Origin of the sequence: Glacieibacterium frigidum, from assembly GCF_007097155.1 — a bacterium.
Lineage (GTDB): Bacteria > Pseudomonadota > Alphaproteobacteria > Sphingomonadales > Sphingomonadaceae > Glacieibacterium > Glacieibacterium frigidum.
This window is the reverse complement of sequence record NZ_VJWA01000002.1, coordinates 715,902-733,918: the sequence shown is the minus strand read 5'-3', so window position 1 is coordinate 733,918 and position 18,017 is coordinate 715,902. Positions and strand designations below refer to the sequence as shown.

Genomic DNA, 18,017 nt, shown 5'->3' with positions numbered 1-18,017 from the left:
AGGGAATGCAGGACGAACCCGCAGCCCCCGAAATTCTCGCCGCGGTCGCCGCCTTCCTGCGTGACACGGTCGCCCCGCAGACGACGCCGCTGATCGCGTACCAGGCGCGGGTCGCGGCGAATGCGGTCGACCTCGTTGCGCGGCAGTGGACGCTCGCGCCTGCGTCGGACTCCGCGGAACTGGAGGGATTGCGCGCGCTGCTCGGGCGCGACGGCTCGTTGAGCGAACTCAACGCCGCGCTCGCCGAAGCCCTCGCCGACGGCACGATCGCAGCGGAGGCCGCGGCGCCGCACCTGCGGGCGACCATTCTCGCCAAGCTGGCGGTCGATCAGCCGAAATACAGCGGCTACCTCGCCGCACTCGCCGAAAAGGACGCGTGATGGACTTTGCCCTGCCCGCCGATCTGGTCGCGTACCTTGCCGAACTCGACGCGTTCATCGAGGCCGAGATCAGGCCGATGGAGCAGGCCGACGACAATATCCGCTTCTTCGATCATCGCCGCGAGCATGCGCGCACCGACTGGGACAATCACGGCCTGCCGCGGCCCGAGTGGGAGGCGCTGTTGGGGCAGGCGCGCGAGGCGGCCGACCGGGCAGGGCACCTGCGCTTCGCCTGGCCTGAGGAATATGGCGGGCGCGGCGGCTCCAACCTGTGGCTCGCGGTGATCCGCGAACATCTCGCGGCGAAGGGCCTGGGGCTGCACAACGACCTGCAGAACGAGCATTCGATCGTCGGCAACAACCCCTTCGTGATGATGCTGAAAGAGTTCGCGACTCCCGACCAGTTCGCGCGCGACGGCGCCGCGGTGCGCGACGGCAGCATGCGGACGGCGTTCGGCCTGACTGAACCCGAGCATGGCAGCGATGCGACCTTCATGGAAACCCGCGGGGTGCCCGAAGTGCGCGACGGCGTTCCCGGCTGGCGCATCGACGGCGAGAAGATGTGGACGACGGGGATGCACGTCGCGACGCACGTGCTGGTGTTCGCGCGGACCAGCGGGGCGGACGGCGACGCGAGCGGCATCACCTGCTTCGTCGTGCCGGCGAACGCGCCGGGCGTCAGAATCGAGGAGTGGCTGTGGACCTTCAACATGCCCACCGACCATCCGCGCGTCAGTTTCACGAACGTCTGGGTGCCCGAAGACAGCTATTGGGGCGAGGTCGGGCGCGGGCTGGGGCTGGGGCAGAGCTTCGTCCACCAGAACCGCATCCGGCAGGCGGCGTCGTCGCTCGGCGCGACGGTGTACTGCATCGAGGAGAGCGTGAAGTACGCCCGCGCCCGCAAGCCGTTCGGCAAGCCGCTGAGCGATAATCAGGCGATCCAGTGGCCGCTCGTCGAGCTGGCGACGCAGGCCGAGATGCTGCGCCTGCTGATCCGCAAGACCGCGTGGGAGATGGACAACATGCCCCACAAGCAGGTCGAGCGGACGATCAGCGACAAGGTCAGCATGTGCAACTATTGGGCGAACCGGCTGGTCTGCGAGGCCGCCGACCGCGCGATGCAGGTGCATGGCGGCATCGGCTATTCGCGCCACAAGCCGTTCGAGCACATCTACCGCCACCACCGCCGCTACCGCATCACGGAAGGGGCGGAGGAGATCCAGATGCGGAAAGTCGCGGCGTTCCTGTTCGGTTATATGGGGCCGCGCAAGGGGCAGTTCATCCCGGATGCCAGCCCGGCGGGGCCAGCGTAAAGCCCGCGAAATCGAACCCCGGCGAGACGACGCACGACACCAAAGCCCAGCCGCGCGCGGCGTGCGCCGCCTGCCAGGCGTGGGGTTCGATGCGGAACTGCGGGACTTCGCCGGCGAGGACGTCGCTGCCGAGCCGGACGGTGGTCACCGCCCCTGCGTCGCCGGGCGCGGTCAGCAGGTCGAGCGCCGACCCGGCGTGGAATAGCCACAGCTCGGTCGCGTCGACGCGGTGCCAGTGCGACCGCTGGCCGTCCTCGAGCAGGAACAGGATCGCCGTCGCCGAGGCGCGTGTCCCCGGGGCGGCAGGCGCGCGCCACGTCTCGCGGTACCAGCCGCCCTCCGGGTGCGGGGCTAGGCTCAGCGCGGCAATCAGGTCCTGCGCGCTCACCCCTCGGCCTCGGCAAGCGCCGCGAGCTGGTCGGCGACGATGCCCCAGCCTTCGGTGAACCCCATCGCCTCGTGCTGCGCCTTGGTTTCGGCGCTCCAGTGGCGGGCGCGGGCGGTGTAGCGCGTGCCGTCGCCCTCGGCCTCGAAGGTCGAGATCGCCACCATGAAGGGCCCCTGCGGCATCCAGCCGGGCGCGAAGGCGTCGGTCGAGACGAGGCGCTCGTTCGGGACGACCTCGAGGAAGACGCCCTCGTTGCGCATCTCGGTGCCGTCGGGGCCGCGCATCACGGTCAGGAACTTGCCGCCGGGACGCAGGTCGAGCTCGGCGTGCGGCACGGTCCACGGCGGCGGGCAGAAGAACTCGGTCAGGCGGGTGGTCCAGACGCGGTACACCGTCTCCGGCGAGGCGGCGATGAAACGGGTGATCGACAGCTCGTTGGGATCAGCGGGCGCGACGGTGCAGCCGTCGGCGGCAGCGGTCGAAGTCTGGTCGGTCATCGTCTCTCTCCCTCGAATCGATGTTGCCGTTCATGCCGAACAGAGTTATATATTGCAACCATGAAGTTAGAAAAGATAACTGAGAACCGGAGGCGCTACGACGATGCCTGCGCGACGGCGCACGCGCTCGATCTGGTCGGCGAGCGCTGGGCGCTGCTGGTGATGCGCGAGCTGATGCTCGGGCCGCGCCGCTTCGGCGACCTGCGCAGCGGGCTGCCGGGGATCAGCGCGAACACGCTGACGCAGCGCCTCGACGGGCTGATCGCTCATGGCATCGTGCGGCGCGAGCGCCTGCCGCCGCCGGCCTCCGCGCCGGTCTATGCGCTGACCGAATGGGGATATGAGAGCGAGCCGGTCTTCACGGTGCTCGGCCGCTGGGCGGCGCGCTCGCCGCATCATGACCCGACGCTGCCGTTCAGCGCGGCGTCGTTGCTGCTGTCGCTGCGCGCGATGTTCGATCCGGGGCGGGCGGGGGGCCTGCGAATGACGGTCGGATTTCGGATCGGCGAGGAGACTTACCGTGCCACGATCGCGAATGGTGCGATCGAGACCGAACGCGGGTCGGTCGAGGGTGCCGACTTCGTGGTCGAAGGGGAGGCGCGGGATATTGCGGGCTGGATCTACGGCGGGGTGCCGCTCGCCGACCTCGAAGCCGCGGGCGCGCTGCGCGTCACCGGCGACCGCGCACTGGCGTCGTCGCTGTCCGGCCTGTTCCCGCTGCCCGACAAGGCCTGATCGTCAGTCGTGTCGCGGCTCGCGGCTCGCGCGCCAAGGGGCCGACACGTCCTCCAGCACCAACTCGGGACACTCCACCGTCACGCGCAGCGTTGCGCCGCCGGCGAAGCTGAGCGTCAGCACGTCGTCCGCCAGCGTCAGCGCGAGGAGTTCGAGCACCGCCTCGCCCGCCGGCCAGGCGCGCCGAGCGACGCCCAGCACGCTCTCGATTCGCAGCGCACTGCGCACCCGCGTGCCGTCCTTGCCCTCCCAGCGGTAGCGATTTGTCAGCAGCACGACGCGCCGCGCGCGCCGGTCGTAGGCGACGTCCGCCACACGCACCGCCGCCGACTGGAACAGCGCGGAGATCGTCGCGACTTCGCCCGCTTCCTGCGCGAGCAGCAGCAGCCGCGTGTCAGCCATCCGAGATGCGCTCGATATCGGCACCGACGCCCGACAGCTTCTCCTCCAGCCGCTCGTAGCCGCGGTCGAGGTGATAGACGCGGCTGACCACCGTCTCGCCCTCCGCTGCGAGACCCGCCAGCACGAGGCTCATCGAGGCGCGCAGGTCGGTCGCCATGACCTCGGCGCCGACCAGCTTCGGCACGCCGCGCACGACCGCCGAACGCCCGCGCACCGTGATGTCGGCGCCCATGCGCGACAGCTCGGGGACGTGCATGTAGCGATTCTCGAAGATCGTCTCGGTCAGCAGCGACGCGCCGTCGGCGACGCACAGCATCGCCATGAACTGCGCCTGCATGTCGGTCGGGAAGCCCGGGTAGGGGGCGGTCGAGACCGTCACGCCGTGCAGCCCGTTGGCGCGGCTGACCGACACGCCGCGCGCCGTCGGCCCGATCGCGACGCCCGCCTCGCGCAGCGCTGCGAAGGTCGCGCCGAGTTGGTCCTCGCGTGCCCCGAGCAGTTCGAGCGTGCCGCCGGTGATGGCGGCGGCGCAGGCATAGCTGCCGATCTCGATCCGGTCGGGCATCACCGCATAGGTCGCGCCGTGCAGCTTGGTCACGCCCTGGATGGTCAGGCGCTCGGTGCCGACGCCGTCGATCTTCGCGCCCATCGCGATCAGGCAGCGGCACAGGTCGACGATCTCGGGTTCGCGCGCGGCATTGTCGAGGACGCTCTCGCCCTTCGCCAGCACGGCGGCCATCAGCGCGTTCTCGGTTGCGCCGACCGACACCATCGGGAAGACATAGCGCCCGCCGGGCAGGCCGCCCTTGGCGGTCGCCTTCACATAGCCCGCCGCGAGTTCGATCGTCGCGCCGAGCGCTTCCAGCGCCTTCAGATGCAGGTCGATCGGCCGGTTGCCGATCGCGCAGCCGCCGGGCAGCGAGACCGTCGCCTCGCCGGCGCGCGCCAGCAGCGGTCCGAGCACCAGGATCGACGCGCGCATCTTGCGGACGATGTCGTACGGCGCAACCGTCGAGGTGATGCGGTTGGCGCGAAGCGTCATGACGCGCCCGAACTCGTCGGGGTTGGTCCCCTCGATCGTCGTCGAGACGCCGTGGTTGTTGAGCAGGTGGCCGAACGTGTCGATGTCGGCGAGGCGCGGCAGGTTGCGCAGGGTCAGCGGCTCTTCGCTGAGCAAAGCGCACGGCATGAGGGTCAGCGCGGCATTCTTCGCGCCCGAAATCTGGAGGCTGCCCGAAAGCGTCCGGCCCCCGCGAATGACGATCTGGTCCATGCAGGCAGGTAGCGCGTTGGGCAGGCCTGCGGCAAGGGCTCGACCATGGTGACTTACGACTGCCTGATCGTCGGTGGCGGGCCCGCCGGGCTGACCGCCGCGATCTACCTCGAACGCTTCCTGCGCTCGACGATCGTCGTCGATGCGGGCGGCAGTCGCGCGCTGTGGATCCCGACGAGCCACAACCATGCTGGCTTCCCCGACGGCATCACCGGTCCGGCGCTGCTGGAGCGCATGCGCGGCCAGGCGGTGCGCTACGGCACCGAATTCCGCGACGCCAAGATCGACACGCTGGCGCAGGACGGCGACGGCTTCGTCGCGAGCGCCAGCGGTGAGACGGTGCGGGCGCGCACGGTGCTGCTCGCCACCGGGGCCACCAACCACCGCCCGCCGCTCGTCGACGCCGCGCTGCACGACGCGGCGGTGGCGAAGGGGCTACTGCGCTATTGCCCGGTGTGCGACGGGTACGAGGTGCAGGAGGACCGGGTCGCGGTGCTCGGCAGCGACGCGCACGGCGTCGCGGAGGCGCTGTTCATCCGCCACTATAGCGCGCGCGTCACGCTGCTGCCGGCGCTGTTTTCCGAACTGGGCGCGGACGACCGCGCGGCGCTTGGCGAGGCCGGAATCGAGGTCATCGAGCCGCCGATGACCGCCATCGCCTTCGAGGACGAGACGGTGCGCGTCACGCTCGCCGACGACCGCGTGCTCGAGTTCGACACGCTGTACCCGGCGCTCGGCACCCACGCCAATTCGCGGCTGGCGAGCGAACTGGGCCTCGACCTCGTCGACAACGGCTGCATCCCGCGCGGCGACCATCTCGCCACCGCGATCCCGGGTGTCTGGGCCGCGGGCGACGTCGTCGACGGCCTCGACCAGATCAGCGTCGCGATGGGCCAAGCCGCGATCGCCGCGACGGCGATCCACAACTGGCTGCCGAAGCGGGCCGGGCGCTAGAGCTTGGGCAGCGTCACCCCGCGCTGGCCCTGGTACTTGCCCGCGCGGTCGGCGTAGCTGACTTCGCACGGCTCGTTGCCCTGCAGGAACAGGAACTGGCAGGCGCCCTCGTTGGCGTAGACCTTGGCGGGCAGCGGGGTGGTGTTCGAGAATTCGAGCGTCACGTGCCCCTCCCAGCCGGGTTCGAGCGGGGTGACGTTCACGATGATGCCGCAGCGCGCATAGGTCGACTTGCCGAGGCAGATGACCAGCACGTCGCGGGGCACGCGGAAATACTCGACGGTGCGGGCGAGTGCGAAGCTGTTCGGCGGGATGATGCAGCAGTCGGTCTTGCGGTCGACGAAGCTCGCGGGGTGGAAATCCTTGGGGTCGACCGTCACCGAATCGACGTTGGTGAAGATCTTGAACTCGTCGGAGACGCGGGCGTCGTAGCCGTAGCTCGACAGGCCGTAGCTGATCACGCCCTCGCGCTGCTGGCGGTCGACGAAGGGCTCGATCATGGCGTTCCCGAGCGCCTGCTCGCGGATCCAGCGGTCGGACATGACGGACAATGCGGGCGTTCCCTACTGGCGGATGTGAAGCACGCAGATCAGCGTGAACAGGCGGCGGGCGGTGTCGAAGTCGACCTCGACGCGGGCGGCAAGGCGTTCGGTCAGCTGTTCGGCGGCGTCGTTGTGGAGGCCCCGGCGGGCCATGTCGATGGTCTCGATCTGCTGCGGCGTCGCGGCGCGGATGGCTTTGTAATAGGAGTCGCAGATCGCGAAATAGTCCCGCACGGTCCGCCGGAACGGTGACAGCGGCAGCACGAAGGTTTCGAGCTCGCGGTCGTCGGTGGCATTGATCGCGACCGTCAGGCGGCCTTCCTCGACCCCCATGACGATCTTGTACGGGCCGGCGTAGCCGTCCTCGTATTCGGTCAGCGGGCGGAAGCTGTTCGCCTCGAGCAGGTCGAAGATCGCGACGCGGCGCTCCTGCTCGACGTCGGCGTTGCGCCACAGGATGGTGCGCTCGTCGAGCTTGACGTCGATGATGCGGTGGTCGCTCATGGGTAGCTGTTCACGAGGCGGCCGAGCGCGACCTTCACCGGACCCAGCCTGTCATCCTGCGTCTTGCCGAGCCGCACGACGATCAGCCGCTTCGACGGGGTGATCGTCACATACTGGCCGAGGTGGCCGACCGGCGAATAGGTGTCGGGCGGTCCCTGATCGGGGAACAGCGCGTCGGACTTGGCCCCGGGCCGGGCGCGGTTGAGCCAGAAATGCCCGCCGTAGCTCGGGTTGGTCGCGGCGGGTGTCCGGACAAATTCGACCCACGCCGGGGACACGACCTGCCGCCCGCCGAACCTGCCGCCGTCGAGATATACCTGCCCGAAGTTCGCCCAGTCGCGCGCGGTCGCGTGGCACAGCGACCCGCCGATCATCGTGCCGCGCGCGTCATATTCGCAGATCAGGCTGGGCATGACGAAGCCGAGGCGCGCCGCCATGAAGTCGCGCATCGCCTTGCGCCGCGCCGCGGGGTCGGTGACGCCGGGCGCGATCGTGCGCTGGACGATGCCGGCGAGGATGACCGAGGTCTGCGAGGAATAGTCGTAGTCGGTGCCGGGCTTTGCGATCAGCGGGACGGCGATCGCCGCACCCAGCATGTCGGCGCTGCGGTCGGCGAACAGCGCGCGGTTGGTATCCGAATCCTGGACTTGCGGCTCGCCCTGCTCGTCGTGGCGCAGGCCCGACGACATGTGGAGCAGCTGCCGCAGCGTGACCGCGCGCCGCCCGTCCTTCGCCCAGGCGGGCACCGGCGCGGGGTCGTCGAGGCGCAGCTTGCCCTCGTCGACGAGCATGCCGATCAGCGTCGCGGTGATCGACTTCGCCATCGACCAGGAGATGAAGCGGTTGGCGGCGCTGTAGCCGGGGCCGTAGCGCTCGGCGACGATGCGGCCGTCCTGCATCACGACGACGGCGCGGGTCTCGGCCGCCGCGGGGGCGAACAGTGCGGCGACGGCGCTATCCTGCGCGGGCGTCGCGACGGCGGGCGTGGCGACGCACAGCAGCGCGAGCAGAATCGCTCTTGTCGCTCCGCCTCGCATCGCGTCAATTCCCCCGGTATCGCGTCGGTTCGCGACGTTAGAGGGGGGGCACGCGTGCTGGCAAGACATTGGCGGTGGATCGCGCTGGCGCTGATCCTCGCGCTCGCGGGCGGCTATGCGTGGCTGCGCCTCGGCCCGCAGGGCAAGCGGGCGTACCTCGCCAGCGGCTATGTCGCGCGTGTCGTCTGCTCGTGCCGCTACGTCGGCGGGCGCGACATGGCGTCGTGCGCCACCGATTTCGAGCCGGGGATGGAAATCGTGAGTATGTCCGACGATCCGGCGGCGAAGCGCATCACCGCCTGGGTGCCGCTGCTCGGCGGCCGGTCGGCGCGCTTCACCGAAGGCTATGGCTGCGCCTTCGACGACGAGTCACAACCAGCCGCGCCAGCGGAATAAGAGGTATGGAAACACCGCCGACGCCAGCATCAGGCCCAAGGCCCAGAGATAGCCGAACTGCCATTTCAGCTCGGGCAGGATCTCGAAGTTCATCCCGTAGATGCCCGCGATCAGCGTCGGCGGCAGGAAGACCAGCGCCGCGACCGAGAAGATCTTCGAGATATTCGCCTGTTCGAGACTGATCAGCCCGAGCACGGCGTCGAGCAGGAAGGTGATGTTCTGCCCGAGGTAATTGGCATGGTCGGTCAGTGCCGAGACGTCGCGCGCCAGGCTGCGGAGCTGCTCGCGACTGTCCTTCTGCGGCATCGCGAAGGTCAGGAAGCCCAGCACGCGCGCCAGCGTCAGCGCCGAATCGCGCGCCTTGGACACGACGTCCTGCGCATGCCCGATGCGGGTCAGCAGCACCTGCAGCGCGACCGTCGACATGCGCGCGTTGCGGTTGCTCTTGGCGCGCTTGAAGGTCGATCCCGAGATGCGGTCGAGGTCGCCGCCGACATGCTCCAGTATGTCCGCCAGCCGGTCGACGATCGCGTCGAGCAGGGTCAGCAGCACCGCCCCCGGATCGGCGGTCAGCAGCGGCGCCCGCTCGGCATGCGCCTTGATCGTCTCGAACGCGCGGGGGCTCGCGTAGCGCACCGTGACGAGGTGGGCGGGCGTCAGCACGAACGACACCTCGGTGTTGGTCAGCGCGTTCTCGGCCAGGCCGGCCAGTACGTTTGCGGTCGCGTAGATCGCGCCGTTCTCGCGGTACAGCCGGCTCGACGGTTCGATCTCGACCATCTCGTCGCGCGTCGGGACCATGATGCCGAGGGCACGCTCGACGAACTGCTCCTCCTCGTGCGTCGGCTCGAGCATGTCGATCCACACGGCATTCTCGGGCAGCGTCTGCAGGTCGCACATCGTCGCGCAGACCGCGCGCTCGGGACCCGGCGAATAGATGCGCATCATTGGCCGCGGCCCTCCCGCATGCGCTGCTAGCCGGTTCCCCGGTCGGGGGAAAGCCGCGCCCCGCGCCGCCATTGCAGCGCGATCTCGCAGAGGATCAGCGGGCCGATCCAGTACAGCCAGATGCCCGCGGTCACCCCCTCCTCGCCCAGCCCCTCGAAGCCGAAGCCGCGCTGCGCCAGGCGGCAGAAGACGAAGGTCCAGGTCAGCACATAGCTGCGGATCATCCAGTCGCGGTGCGACGCCTCGCGCCGGTTGGCCCCGGCGCGCCAGCCCATGCAGGCGACCGCGGACCAAACCACCGACAGCACGCCCGTCGAGACGAAGATCGACTTCACCGGGTGCGGTGCCTGGATCGACAGGATCAGCGCCACCGCCGCCATCGTCAGCCCCGCGCCCAGATAAGTGCAGCCGACATGACGGTGCCATTCGAACCAGCGCCGCGTCCAGCCAATGTAGAGGCCGAGCGTGCCTGCGATCAGCGTGATCAGCCCGGTCAGCGCATGCAGCACGACGAGCAGCCAGTGGCCCGCATGGTCGGGCCGCGCCGCACCGCTGAGCACCGGCAGCACGACGGTCCAGATGACGGGCAGGGTGCTGACCACCGCAATGGTGAAGATTATGCCCGCCGCCGATACCCGTGCCCGTGCCGCCATGCCCCGCCCCTCCTGCGGAACAGGCTAGCAGCGCGGGTCGGCCCGGACCAGTCAGCCCGGCCGCTTGAGGACGGGCAGCACGCTCGCGAAATCGTCGCTCCACGCGGTGACGCCCGGGTCGGTGTCGAGCGCCTCCCACTCGACGCCGCTCGTGGCGCGCAGTGCGGCGAGGCGGGCGGGGTTGCGGGCGAGTGCGATCCATGACGAGCGGGTCGTGTATTCGCCGCGGGGCTGGTCGTCGGCGGGGCTGTCCTCGCGCACCATCGCAGTCCAGCCCTCGGCGCGGGCGATCGCCGCGACGACGGGCTGCAGCCGCAGGAAGCGGTTCGAGACGTGCATCAGCAGGATGCCGTCCTGGGCGAGCGCCCGGCCGTAGACGCGCAGCGCCTCGCGGGTCACGAGGTGGAGGGGGATCGCGTCCGACGAGAAGGCATCGACGGCGAGCAGGTCGAAGCTGGCGGGGCGCTCGGCCGCCAGCGTCAGGCGCGCGTCGCCGATGACGATCCGGGCATCGGGCTTGCAGCGCGCGAGATAGGAGAAGTCGCGCCGGGCGATTTCGACCATCACCGGATCGATTTCGAAGATCGTCCACGCCTGGCCCGGCTTCGCGTAGCAGGCGAGGGTACCGGTGCCGAGGCCGACGACCCCCAGCCGTGCCGCTGGGCCGTACAGGCGCGGGGCGGCAACGAACGCCAGGCCGACGCCGCTGCTCGGCGCATAATAGGTCATCGGCACAGTCGCCTTGGCCGGGTCGAGCGACTGGACGCCGTGCAGCGTCGTGCCGTGGAGCAGGCGGCGGTAGTTCTGGGTGGGCGAGTCCTGCACGGTATAGACGCCGAAGAAGCTGCGGTCGCGCGCGCCCGACCGCGAGGTGCCGATCTGCGCCCAGCCGCCGAGCGTCAGGATCAGCATCGCGAACAGCCAGCCGAACAGGCGCGGCCGGCCGGCGGTGAGCAGCGCCACGCCGGCGAGCACCACCGCCGCCGCCAGCGTCGCGCCGCCGGTTCGTCCAGCGACCGCAGCGCCCCCGAACCACGACAGCGGCAGGGCCAGTGCCGCGACCGCGATGCGGATGCCGGTGCGCTCCCACAGCGGCGCGAGGCGCTGCGACCAGCCTGCCGCCGGGATCAGCATCGCGGCTGCGACGAGCAGCAGCGGGTGCTCGTACGACCAGTCGAAGATCAGGGGCGCGACCAGCGCGGCGAACGCCCCGCCGACCGCGCCGCCGACCGAGATCCACAGATAGAAGTCGGTCAGTGCCCCCGCCCCCGGCTTCTCGACCGCGAGCGTGCCGTGCAGCGCCAGTGCGATGATGAACAGCAGCAGGACCCCGGCAATCGCGAACAGCGTCGCGGCCGAGCCGATCGACAGGAACGCCCCGCCACCGAGCAGGAGCAGCGCGAGGGGCGCTACCGCCAGCGCCGCGCGCGTCGCCGCGGGCCCGTGCGTGCCGAACGCGACGATGAAGCTGAGCAGATAGACGCCGAGCGGCACCACCCACAGCAGCGGCATCGCCATGATGTCGGTGGTCAGGTGCGTCGTCGTCGACAGCAGCAGGCCCGAGGGTATCGCGGCAAGCAAGGTCCAGCGCCCGCGCTGCCGCCACGTCACCGCATCGCGCGGCACCGCCGGCGGGGCGGGGCGCCCGCGCACCGCGCGCCCGCACGCTGCCACGAGCAGCGCCAGCACGACGAAGCCGCCCGACCACGCCCAGGCCTGCGCGCCGAGGCGCAGGTTCGGCTCGACGAGCAGCGGATAGGCGATCAGCGCGGCGAAGCTGCCGGCGTTCGACGCGGCGTAGAGGAAGAAGGGGTTGGCGGCGCTCGCGTCGTCGGAGCGTGCGAACCACGCCTGCATCAGCGGTGCCTGCGCCGAGACGACGAAGAACACCGGGCCGATCGACGCCGCGAGCAGCCCGAGCAGCCACAGCGCCGGCGGCGTCGTCCCCTGCGCCGGCACCCACGCGGCGAGCCCGATCGGCAGCGTCAGCATCGCGGCGGCAAACAGCAGCAGGTGGAGCGCCAGCTGCTGGTTCAGCCGCAGCCCGCGAATCGCATGGGCATAGAGATAGCCGAGGAGCAATGCGGCCTGGTAGAACAGCATCGCGGTGTTCCACACCGACGGCGAGCCGCCGAGTACGGGCAGCACCTGGCGGCCGAACATCGGCTGGATCAGGAACAGCAGGAACGAGCCGAGCAGCACCGTCACCGTGAACAGCGGGCGGAGCGAGGGGGGGGACACGGTCATCCGGGCGCTCTTTGGCGGCTTGCGCGGGTCCCGGCTAGCCCGGAAGGCGCGACTAATCGCCGTTGACCGGCGCACACCTATCCAGTAAAGGCCCGCTTCCGCATCGAGGCATGTACTTGCTGCGGGACACAGAAACGACAGGCTGTGCCGCGCGCGTGGAGATCCGGAAACGGAGCGACACGCGCTTATGCCTTTAGGGCGGTGCGGGTCTGGAAGTAGGCGAGTCTCACGACCCGCCGAATAGCCCGAGGTGACGTAATCGAATGCCGACGATCAACCAGCTGATCCGCAAGGGTCGCGAGCCCCAGAAGGCGCGCAACAAAGTCCCCGCGATGGAGGCCTGCCCGCAGAAGCGCGGCGTCTGCACGCGTGTCTACACGACGACGCCGAAGAAGCCGAACTCGGCGCTCCGCAAGGTCGCCAAGCTGCGCCTGACCAACGGCTTCGAGGTCATCGGCTACATCCCCGGTGAGAAGCACAACCTGCAGGAGCACTCGGTCGTCATGATCCGTGGCGGTCGCGTAAAGGACCTTCCCGGCGTGCGCTACCACATCATCCGTGGTCAGCTCGACACGCAGGGCGTCAAGGACCGGAAGCAGTCGCGTTCGAAGTACGGCGCGAAGCGGCCGAAGTAAGGATCAGATAAATGGCCCGTCGTCGTCGCCCAGAGAAGCGCGAAATTCTCCCCGATCCCCGCTTCGGGGACATCATCCTTTCCAAGTTCATGAATCTCGTCATGGTCGAGGGCAAGAAGTCGGTCGCCGAGTCGATCGTCTACAATGCGCTCGAGACTGTCGAGGCCAAGACCCGTCGCGATCCCGTCGGCGTGTTCCACGATGCGCTGGCGAACGTTCGCCCGGGCATCGAGGTGCGCTCGCGCCGCGTCGGCGGTGCGACCTACCAGGTCCCCGTCGAGGTGCGTCCGGAGCGTTCGCAGGCTCTCGCCATCCGCTGGCTGATCGGTGCCGCGCGCAACCGCAGCGAGCACACGATGGCACAGCGCCTGTCGGGCGAGCTGGTCGACGCTGCCAACAACCGCGGCACCGCGGTCAAAAAGCGCGAAGACTCGCACCGCATGGCCGAAGCGAACCGCGCCTTCTCGCATTACCGCTGGTAACGGCGGCTAGAGAGTAACCGAAATGACCCGCACGACCCCGCTCAACATGTACCGTAACATCGGTATCATGGCGCACATCGACGCCGGCAAGACGACGACGACCGAGCGCATCCTGTACTACACCGGCAAGGCCTATAAGATCGGCGAGGTCCATGAGGGCACCGCCACTATGGACTGGATGGAGCAGGAGCAGGAGCGCGGGATCACGATCACGTCGGCTGCCACGACGTGCTTCTGGAACGACCACCGCATCAACATCATCGACACGCCCGGCCACGTCGACTTCACCATCGAAGTCGAGCGTTCGCTGCGCGTGCTTGACGGTGCCGTCGCGTGCTTCGACGGCGTTGCCGGGGTCGAGCCGCAGTCGGAGACGGTGTGGCGTCAGGCGGACAAGTACCGCGTGCCGCGCATGTGCTTCGTCAACAAGCTCGACCGTACCGGTGCGAACTTCGACCGCTGCGTCCAGATGATCAAGGATCGCCTGGGTGCGCGTCCGGCCGTGCTGTACCTGCCGGTCGGCCTCGAGGGTGATTTCATCGGCCTCGTCGACCTGGTCGAGAACCGCGCGATCATCTGGAACGACGAATCGCTCGGCGCGAAGTTCGAGTACAAGGAAATCCCGGACAACCTGAAGGACGCCGCCGCACAGGCGCGTTCGGAGTTGATCGAGATGGCCGTCGAGCAGGACGACGACATCATGGAGGCGTATCTGGAGGGCAACGAGCCCGACACCGCCACCCTGAAGGCGCTGATCCGCAAGGGCACGCTGTCGTTCGCGTTCGTCCCCGTGCTGTGTGGCTCGGCGTTCAAGAACAAGGGCGTGCAGCCGCTGCTCGACGCCGTCGTCGACTATCTGCCGAGCCCGCTCGACATTCCGCCGATGCACGGCATCAACCTGAAGGAAGAGGACGAGGTCCGCGAGGCTTCGGATGACGCGCCCTTCTCGGCGCTCGCCTTCAAGATCATGACCGACACGTTCGTCGGCACGCTGACCTTCGCGCGCATCTACTCGGGCAAGCTCGAGGCGGCCTCGACCGTGCTCAACTCGGTCAAGGACAAGCGCGAGAAGATCGGCCGCATGCTGCTCATGCACGCCAACAACCGCGAGGACATCAAGGAGGCCTATGCCGGCGACATCGTCGCGCTGGTCGGCCTCAAGGACGTCACCACGGGCGACACGCTGTGCGCGCCGCTGAAGCCGATCATCCTCGAGCGCATGGAGTTCCCGGACCCCGTCATCGAGGTCGCGGTGGAGCCCAAGACCAAGGCCGACCAGGAGAAGATGGGCATCGCCCTCAACCGCCTGGCGCAGGAGGATCCGTCCTTCCGCGTCACCAGCGACCAGGAGAGCGGCCAGACGATCATCAAGGGGATGGGCGAGCTCCACCTCGAGATTCTCGTCGACCGCATGCGCCGCGAGTTCAAGGTCGAAGCGAACGTCGGCGCGCCGCAGGTGGCGTATCGCGAATCGCTCGCCCGCAAGGTCGACGTCGACTATACCCACAAGAAGCAGTCGGGCGGCTCGGGCCAGTTCGGCCGAATCAAGTTCTCGGTCGAACCCGGTGAGCGCGGTTCGGGCGTGGTGTTCGTCGACGAGGTCAAGGGCGGCAATATTCCCAAGGAATATATCCCCTCGGTCGAGAAGGGCATCCGCGAGATCGCTGCGTCGGGCTCGCTGATCGGCTTCCCGATCATCGACTTCACGGCGCGCCTGTACGACGGCGCCTACCATGACGTCGACTCGTCGGCGCTGGCGTTCGAAATCACGGGCCGCGGCGGCATGCGCGAGGCTGCCACCAAGGCAGGCATCAAGCTGCTCGAGCCGGTGATGAAGGTCGAGGTCGTTACCCCTGAGGACTTCATGGGCGACGTCATCGGCGACCTGAACAGCCGTCGTGGCCAGATCCAGGGCACCGACAGCCGCGGCAACGCGCAGGTGATCGAGGCGATGGTGCCGCTGGCCAACATGTTCGGCTACGTCAACCAGCTTCGGTCGATGTCGCAGGGCCGCGCGCAATACTCGATGCAGTTCAGCCATTACGAGGAAGTGCCCTCGAACGTGGCGGAGGAAATCAAGCTCAAGATGGCGTGACGCCACTTTGGCTTTACATTTTCGGACACAGAAACTAGACGCCCCGGCTTCGCGGCCGGGCTGCAAATTCGACGAAGGAAACGGGAATCATGGGTAAGGCAAAATTCGTTCGCGACAAGCCGCACTGCAACATCGGCACCATCGGTCACGTCGACCATGGCAAGACGTCGCTGACCGCGGCGATCACCAAGATCCTCGCCGAGACCGGCGGCGCGACCTTCACGTCCTATGCCGACATCGACAAGGCTCCCGAGGAGCGTGAGCGCGGCATCACGATCTCGACCGCACACGTCGAGTACGAGACGGCCAACCGCCACTACGCGCACGTCGATTGCCCCGGCCACGCCGATTATGTGAAGAACATGATCACCGGTGCCGCGCAGATGGACGGCGCGATCCTCGTCGTCTCGGCGACCGACGGCCCGATGCCGCAGACCCGCGAGCACATCCTGCTCGCCAAGCAGGTCGGCGTGCCGTCGCTCGTCGTGTTCATGAACAAGGTCGACCTGGTCGACGACGCCGAAATCCTCGAGCTCGTCGAGCTCGAGATTCGCGAGCTGCTGTCGAAGTACGACTTCCCGGGCGACGACACGCCGATCACGCAGGGTTCGGCGGTTTGCGCCCTCGACGGCAAGCGTGACGACATCGGTCGCGACGCGGTCATCAAGCTGATGCAGACCGTTGACGAGTACATCCCGCAGCCGGCGCGTCCGCTCGACCGTCCGTTCCTGATGCCGATCGAAGACGTGTTCTCGATCTCGGGTCGCGGCACCGTCGTGACGGGCCGGGTCGAGAGCGGCATCGTCAAGGTCGGCGAGGAAGTCGAGATCGTCGGCATCGCGCCGGAAGTCCGCAAGACCGTCTGCACGGGCGTCGAGATGTTCCGCAAGCTGCTCGACCAGGGCCAGGCCGGCGACAACATCGGCGCGCTGCTGCGCGGTGTCGGCCGTGAGGACGTCGAGCGTGGCCAGGTGCTCTGCAAGCCCGGCTCGATCAAGCCGCACACCGAGTTCACTGCCGAGGTCTACGTGCTGTCGAAGGACGAGGGTGGCCGTCACACGCCGTTCTTCGCCAACTACCGCCCGCAGTTCTACTTCCGCACCACGGACGTCACCGGCACCGTCGAGCTGCCCGAGGGCACCGAGATGGTCATGCCGGGCGACAACGTCCAGCTGCAGGTCAAGCTGATCGCGCCGATCGCGATGGAGCAGGGCCTCCGCTTCGCAATTCGCGAGGGCGGCCGTACCGTTGGTTCGGGCGTGGTTGCGCAGATCAGCAAGTAAGGCTATAGGGCCGCTCCCCTCGGGTCCCAGTGATTCGAGTTGAGCGGTCCGGCTTTACGGCTTGGGCCGCTTCATTTTGAGATTTGATTGGTTTCGATGGACACGCAGAACATCCGCATTCGCCTGAAGGCGTTCGATCACCGGGTCCTCGATATGGCCACGGGCGAGATCGCCGACACGGCCAAGCGCACCGGCGCCGCGATCCGCGGTCCGATCCCGCTGCCGACGCGCATCGAGAAGTTCACGGTCAACCGCTCGCCGCACGTCGACAAGAAGTCGCGCGAGCAGTTCGAGGTGCGCACCTACAAGCGCCTCCTCGATATCGTCGACCCGACGCCGCAGACGGTGGACGCGCTGATGAAGCTCGACCTCGCCGCGGGTGTCGACGTGGAGATCAAGCTGCAGGGGTAACCTTGTAGTTACAGACGCGGAGCGAACTCGTTTTTCATGCCCCCAATTGCGGGGGCCTCTGGCCAGAAAGGAATTGATCATGCGCAGTGGCGTGATCGCGAAGAAAATGGGAATGACGAGGCTCTTTCAGAGCGACGGCCGCCACGTACCCGTGACGGTTCTCGCGCTCGAAGGTTGCCAGGTCGTCAGTGTCCGCACCCAGGAGCGTGACGGCTACACCGCCGTCCAGCTCGGTGCCGGCGTCAAGAAAGCCAAGAATACTTCTAAGCCCGAGCGTGGCCACTTCGGTGCAGCTTCGGTCGAGCCCAAGGCGAAGGTTGCCGAGTTCCGCGTGTCCGAGGACGCGCTGCTCGATGTCGCCGCCACCGTTTCGGCAGATCACTTTGTCGCCGGCCAGATGGTCGACGTGACGGGCGACACCGTCGGTAAGGGTTTTCAGGGCGGCATGAAGCGTTGGAACTTCGGCGGTCTGCGCGCCACCCACGGTGTCTCGGTCTCGCACCGCTCGCTCGGTTCGACCGGTCAGCGCCAGGACCCTGGCAAGGTGTTCAAGGGCAAGAAAATGGCGGGCCACATGGGCGACCGCCAGCGTACCCAGCAGAACCTGGAAGTCGTCTCGACCGACGTCGAGCGCGGCCTGATCTTCGTCAAGGGCTCGGTGCCCGGGCACAAGGGCGGCTGGCTACTCGTCAAGGACGCGGTCAAGGTCGCGCGCCATGCCGATGCGCCGTACCCCGCGTCGATCAAGTCGGCTGCGAACGACACCCCGGTCGTCGAGGATCAGATCGTCAACGATCAGGTCGCCGACACCACCCCCGAAACCGTGACTGAGGAGGCTTGAG

At 68.3% G+C, this 18,017-nt stretch carries 21 protein-coding genes; 11 read left to right on the top strand and 10 right to left on the bottom strand.

Translation table 11 applies throughout. The features are described 5' to 3' along the window. The first annotated feature begins 5 nt into the window (after positions 1-5). Both FMM06_RS13055 and FMM06_RS13050 read left to right on the top strand, forming a co-directional pair. Entirely contained in the window at positions 6-380 is a 375-nt protein-coding gene (locus FMM06_RS13055) for a DUF6285 domain-containing protein (RefSeq protein WP_144237824.1), read from the top strand. Further along, positions 380-1,693: an acyl-CoA dehydrogenase family protein gene (locus FMM06_RS13050; protein WP_144237823.1), complete on the top strand. Its 1,314-nt coding sequence runs from the start codon at positions 380-382 to the stop codon at positions 1,691-1,693. The genes FMM06_RS13055 and FMM06_RS13050 overlap by 1 nt, the downstream gene beginning before the upstream one ends. On the opposite strand, the gene FMM06_RS13045 is transcribed toward FMM06_RS13050, so the two are convergent. After that, positions 1,659-2,081, bottom strand: coding sequence for a cupin domain-containing protein (locus FMM06_RS13045; RefSeq protein ID WP_144237822.1), 423 nt, complete (start codon positions 2,079-2,081; stop codon positions 1,659-1,661). The two genes, FMM06_RS13050 and FMM06_RS13045, sit on opposite strands and share 35 nt — an antisense overlap. Next, positions 2,078-2,578, bottom strand: coding sequence for an SRPBCC family protein (locus FMM06_RS13040; RefSeq protein WP_144237821.1), 501 nt, complete (start codon positions 2,576-2,578; stop codon positions 2,078-2,080). The genes FMM06_RS13045 and FMM06_RS13040 overlap by 4 nt, the downstream gene beginning before the upstream one ends. A gap of 60 nt (positions 2,579-2,638) precedes the next feature. Here FMM06_RS13040 and FMM06_RS13035 point away from each other — a divergent pair, with 60 nt between their 5' ends. Next, the gene (locus FMM06_RS13035; protein WP_144237820.1) at positions 2,639-3,313 is read left to right on the top strand and encodes a winged helix-turn-helix transcriptional regulator; all 675 of its coding nucleotides are present in this window, start codon (positions 2,639-2,641) and stop codon (positions 3,311-3,313) included. A gap of 3 nt (positions 3,314-3,316) precedes the next feature. On the opposite strand, the gene FMM06_RS13030 is transcribed toward FMM06_RS13035, so the two are convergent. Both FMM06_RS13030 and murA read right to left on the bottom strand, forming a co-directional pair. Continuing rightward, positions 3,317-3,715 carry a DUF2948 family protein gene (locus FMM06_RS13030; protein WP_144237819.1) on the bottom strand — a complete coding sequence of 133 codons (399 nt, stop codon included), beginning with the start codon at positions 3,713-3,715 and terminating at the stop codon, positions 3,317-3,319. Next, a complete protein-coding gene (murA, locus tag FMM06_RS13025) occupies positions 3,708-4,988 on the bottom strand; it encodes a UDP-N-acetylglucosamine 1-carboxyvinyltransferase (protein WP_144237818.1) in 1,281 nt (426 codons plus the stop codon). The genes FMM06_RS13030 and murA overlap by 8 nt, the downstream gene beginning before the upstream one ends. Positions 4,989-5,033: 45 nt before the next feature. Here murA and FMM06_RS13020 point away from each other — a divergent pair, with 45 nt between their 5' ends. Next, entirely contained in the window at positions 5,034-5,942 is a 909-nt protein-coding gene (locus FMM06_RS13020) for an NAD(P)/FAD-dependent oxidoreductase (protein ID WP_144237817.1), read from the top strand. On the opposite strand, the gene dcd is transcribed toward FMM06_RS13020, so the two are convergent. Genes dcd through FMM06_RS13005 form a run of 3 tightly spaced genes read right to left on the bottom strand, consistent with a single transcriptional unit; the run spans position 5,939 to position 8,025 of the window. Continuing rightward, positions 5,939-6,493 carry a dCTP deaminase gene (dcd, locus tag FMM06_RS13015; RefSeq protein ID WP_144237816.1) on the bottom strand — a complete coding sequence of 185 codons (555 nt, stop codon included), beginning with the start codon at positions 6,491-6,493 and terminating at the stop codon, positions 5,939-5,941. The two genes, FMM06_RS13020 and dcd, sit on opposite strands and share 4 nt — an antisense overlap. A 12-nt stretch (positions 6,494-6,505) precedes the next feature. Continuing rightward, positions 6,506-6,988, bottom strand: a complete 483-nt coding sequence (locus tag FMM06_RS13010) for a UPF0262 family protein (RefSeq protein WP_144237815.1) — start codon at positions 6,986-6,988, stop codon at positions 6,506-6,508. Next, positions 6,985-8,025: a serine hydrolase domain-containing protein gene (locus FMM06_RS13005; protein ID WP_144237814.1), complete on the bottom strand. Its 1,041-nt coding sequence runs from the start codon at positions 8,023-8,025 to the stop codon at positions 6,985-6,987. The genes FMM06_RS13010 and FMM06_RS13005 overlap by 4 nt, the downstream gene beginning before the upstream one ends. 54 nt (positions 8,026-8,079) lie before the next feature. Here FMM06_RS13005 and FMM06_RS13000 point away from each other — a divergent pair, with 54 nt between their 5' ends. Continuing rightward, on the top strand, positions 8,080-8,421 hold the full coding sequence (locus tag FMM06_RS13000; RefSeq protein ID WP_144237813.1) for a hypothetical protein: 342 nt from the start codon (positions 8,080-8,082) through the stop codon (positions 8,419-8,421). Here FMM06_RS13000 and FMM06_RS12995 read toward each other — a convergent pair. The 3 genes from FMM06_RS12995 to FMM06_RS12985 are packed head-to-tail and all read right to left on the bottom strand — an operon-like array spanning position 8,395 to position 12,269. Then, positions 8,395-9,369, bottom strand: a complete 975-nt coding sequence (locus FMM06_RS12995; protein WP_144237812.1) for a magnesium transporter CorA family protein — start codon at positions 9,367-9,369, stop codon at positions 8,395-8,397. The two genes, FMM06_RS13000 and FMM06_RS12995, sit on opposite strands and share 27 nt — an antisense overlap. A gap of 26 nt (positions 9,370-9,395) precedes the next feature. After that, complete coding sequence (locus tag FMM06_RS12990) at positions 9,396-10,022, bottom strand: DUF2306 domain-containing protein (RefSeq protein ID WP_144237811.1); 627 nt, start codon at positions 10,020-10,022, stop codon at positions 9,396-9,398. Between the two features lie 51 nt (positions 10,023-10,073). Next, a complete protein-coding gene (locus FMM06_RS12985; RefSeq protein WP_144237810.1) occupies positions 10,074-12,269 on the bottom strand; it encodes a spermidine synthase in 2,196 nt (731 codons plus the stop codon). Between the two features lie 263 nt (positions 12,270-12,532). Between FMM06_RS12985 and rpsL the strand changes: the two genes are divergently transcribed. From rpsL to rplC, 6 genes are all read left to right on the top strand, one after another. Further along, a complete protein-coding gene (rpsL, locus tag FMM06_RS12980) occupies positions 12,533-12,904 on the top strand; it encodes a 30S ribosomal protein S12 (protein WP_144237809.1) in 372 nt (123 codons plus the stop codon). Between the two features lie 11 nt (positions 12,905-12,915). Then, complete coding sequence (rpsG, locus tag FMM06_RS12975) at positions 12,916-13,386, top strand: 30S ribosomal protein S7 (protein ID WP_144237808.1); 471 nt, start codon at positions 12,916-12,918, stop codon at positions 13,384-13,386. Between the two features lie 22 nt (positions 13,387-13,408). Beyond that, positions 13,409-15,481: an elongation factor G gene (gene fusA / locus FMM06_RS12970; protein ID WP_144237807.1), complete on the top strand. Its 2,073-nt coding sequence runs from the start codon at positions 13,409-13,411 to the stop codon at positions 15,479-15,481. Between the two features lie 89 nt (positions 15,482-15,570). Then, positions 15,571-16,764 (top strand): elongation factor Tu, encoded by a 1,194-nt coding sequence (gene tuf / locus FMM06_RS12965; RefSeq protein ID WP_144237806.1) that lies wholly within the window; start codon positions 15,571-15,573, stop codon positions 16,762-16,764. A gap of 96 nt (positions 16,765-16,860) precedes the next feature. After that, positions 16,861-17,175 (top strand): 30S ribosomal protein S10, encoded by a 315-nt coding sequence (rpsJ, locus tag FMM06_RS12960; protein WP_144237805.1) that lies wholly within the window; start codon positions 16,861-16,863, stop codon positions 17,173-17,175. 79 nt (positions 17,176-17,254) lie between these two features. Beyond that, the gene (rplC, locus tag FMM06_RS12955) at positions 17,255-18,016 is read left to right on the top strand and encodes a 50S ribosomal protein L3 (protein ID WP_144335470.1); all 762 of its coding nucleotides are present in this window, start codon (positions 17,255-17,257) and stop codon (positions 18,014-18,016) included. Position 18,017: the final 1 nt, after the last annotated feature.

Bases quoted from the DNA above. Each gene is read 5' to 3' on its own strand.
- murA (WP_144237818.1), bottom strand. From the start codon at position 4,988: ATGGACCAGATCGTCATTCGCGGGGGCCGGACGCTTTCGGGCAGCCTC.
- FMM06_RS13035 (WP_144237820.1), top strand. From the start codon at position 2,639: ATGAAGTTAGAAAAGATAACTGAGAACCGGAGGCGCTACGACGATGCC.
- rpsJ (WP_144237805.1), top strand. From the start codon at position 16,861: ATGGACACGCAGAACATCCGCATTCGCCTGAAGGCGTTCGATCACCGG.
- FMM06_RS12995 (WP_144237812.1), bottom strand. From the start codon at position 9,369: ATGATGCGCATCTATTCGCCGGGTCCCGAGCGCGCGGTCTGCGCGACG.
- FMM06_RS13030 (WP_144237819.1), bottom strand. From the start codon at position 3,715: ATGGCTGACACGCGGCTGCTGCTGCTCGCGCAGGAAGCGGGCGAAGTC.
- rpsL (WP_144237809.1), top strand. From the start codon at position 12,533: ATGCCGACGATCAACCAGCTGATCCGCAAGGGTCGCGAGCCCCAGAAG.
- FMM06_RS12990 (WP_144237811.1), bottom strand. From the start codon at position 10,022: ATGGCGGCACGGGCACGGGTATCGGCGGCGGGCATAATCTTCACCATT.
- FMM06_RS12985 (WP_144237810.1), bottom strand. From the start codon at position 12,269: ATGACCGTGTCCCCCCCCTCGCTCCGCCCGCTGTTCACGGTGACGGTG.
- FMM06_RS13010 (WP_144237815.1), bottom strand. From the start codon at position 6,988: ATGAGCGACCACCGCATCATCGACGTCAAGCTCGACGAGCGCACCATC.
- FMM06_RS13040 (WP_144237821.1), bottom strand. From the start codon at position 2,578: ATGACCGACCAGACTTCGACCGCTGCCGCCGACGGCTGCACCGTCGCG.
- fusA (WP_144237807.1), top strand. From the start codon at position 13,409: ATGACCCGCACGACCCCGCTCAACATGTACCGTAACATCGGTATCATG.
- tuf (WP_144237806.1), top strand. From the start codon at position 15,571: ATGGGTAAGGCAAAATTCGTTCGCGACAAGCCGCACTGCAACATCGGC.
- FMM06_RS13050 (WP_144237823.1), top strand. From the start codon at position 380: ATGGACTTTGCCCTGCCCGCCGATCTGGTCGCGTACCTTGCCGAACTC.
- FMM06_RS13005 (WP_144237814.1), bottom strand. From the start codon at position 8,025: ATGCGAGGCGGAGCGACAAGAGCGATTCTGCTCGCGCTGCTGTGCGTC.
- rpsG (WP_144237808.1), top strand. From the start codon at position 12,916: ATGGCCCGTCGTCGTCGCCCAGAGAAGCGCGAAATTCTCCCCGATCCC.
- FMM06_RS13055 (WP_144237824.1), top strand. From the start codon at position 6: ATGCAGGACGAACCCGCAGCCCCCGAAATTCTCGCCGCGGTCGCCGCC.
- FMM06_RS13020 (WP_144237817.1), top strand. From the start codon at position 5,034: ATGGTGACTTACGACTGCCTGATCGTCGGTGGCGGGCCCGCCGGGCTG.
- rplC (WP_144335470.1), top strand. From the start codon at position 17,255: ATGCGCAGTGGCGTGATCGCGAAGAAAATGGGAATGACGAGGCTCTTT.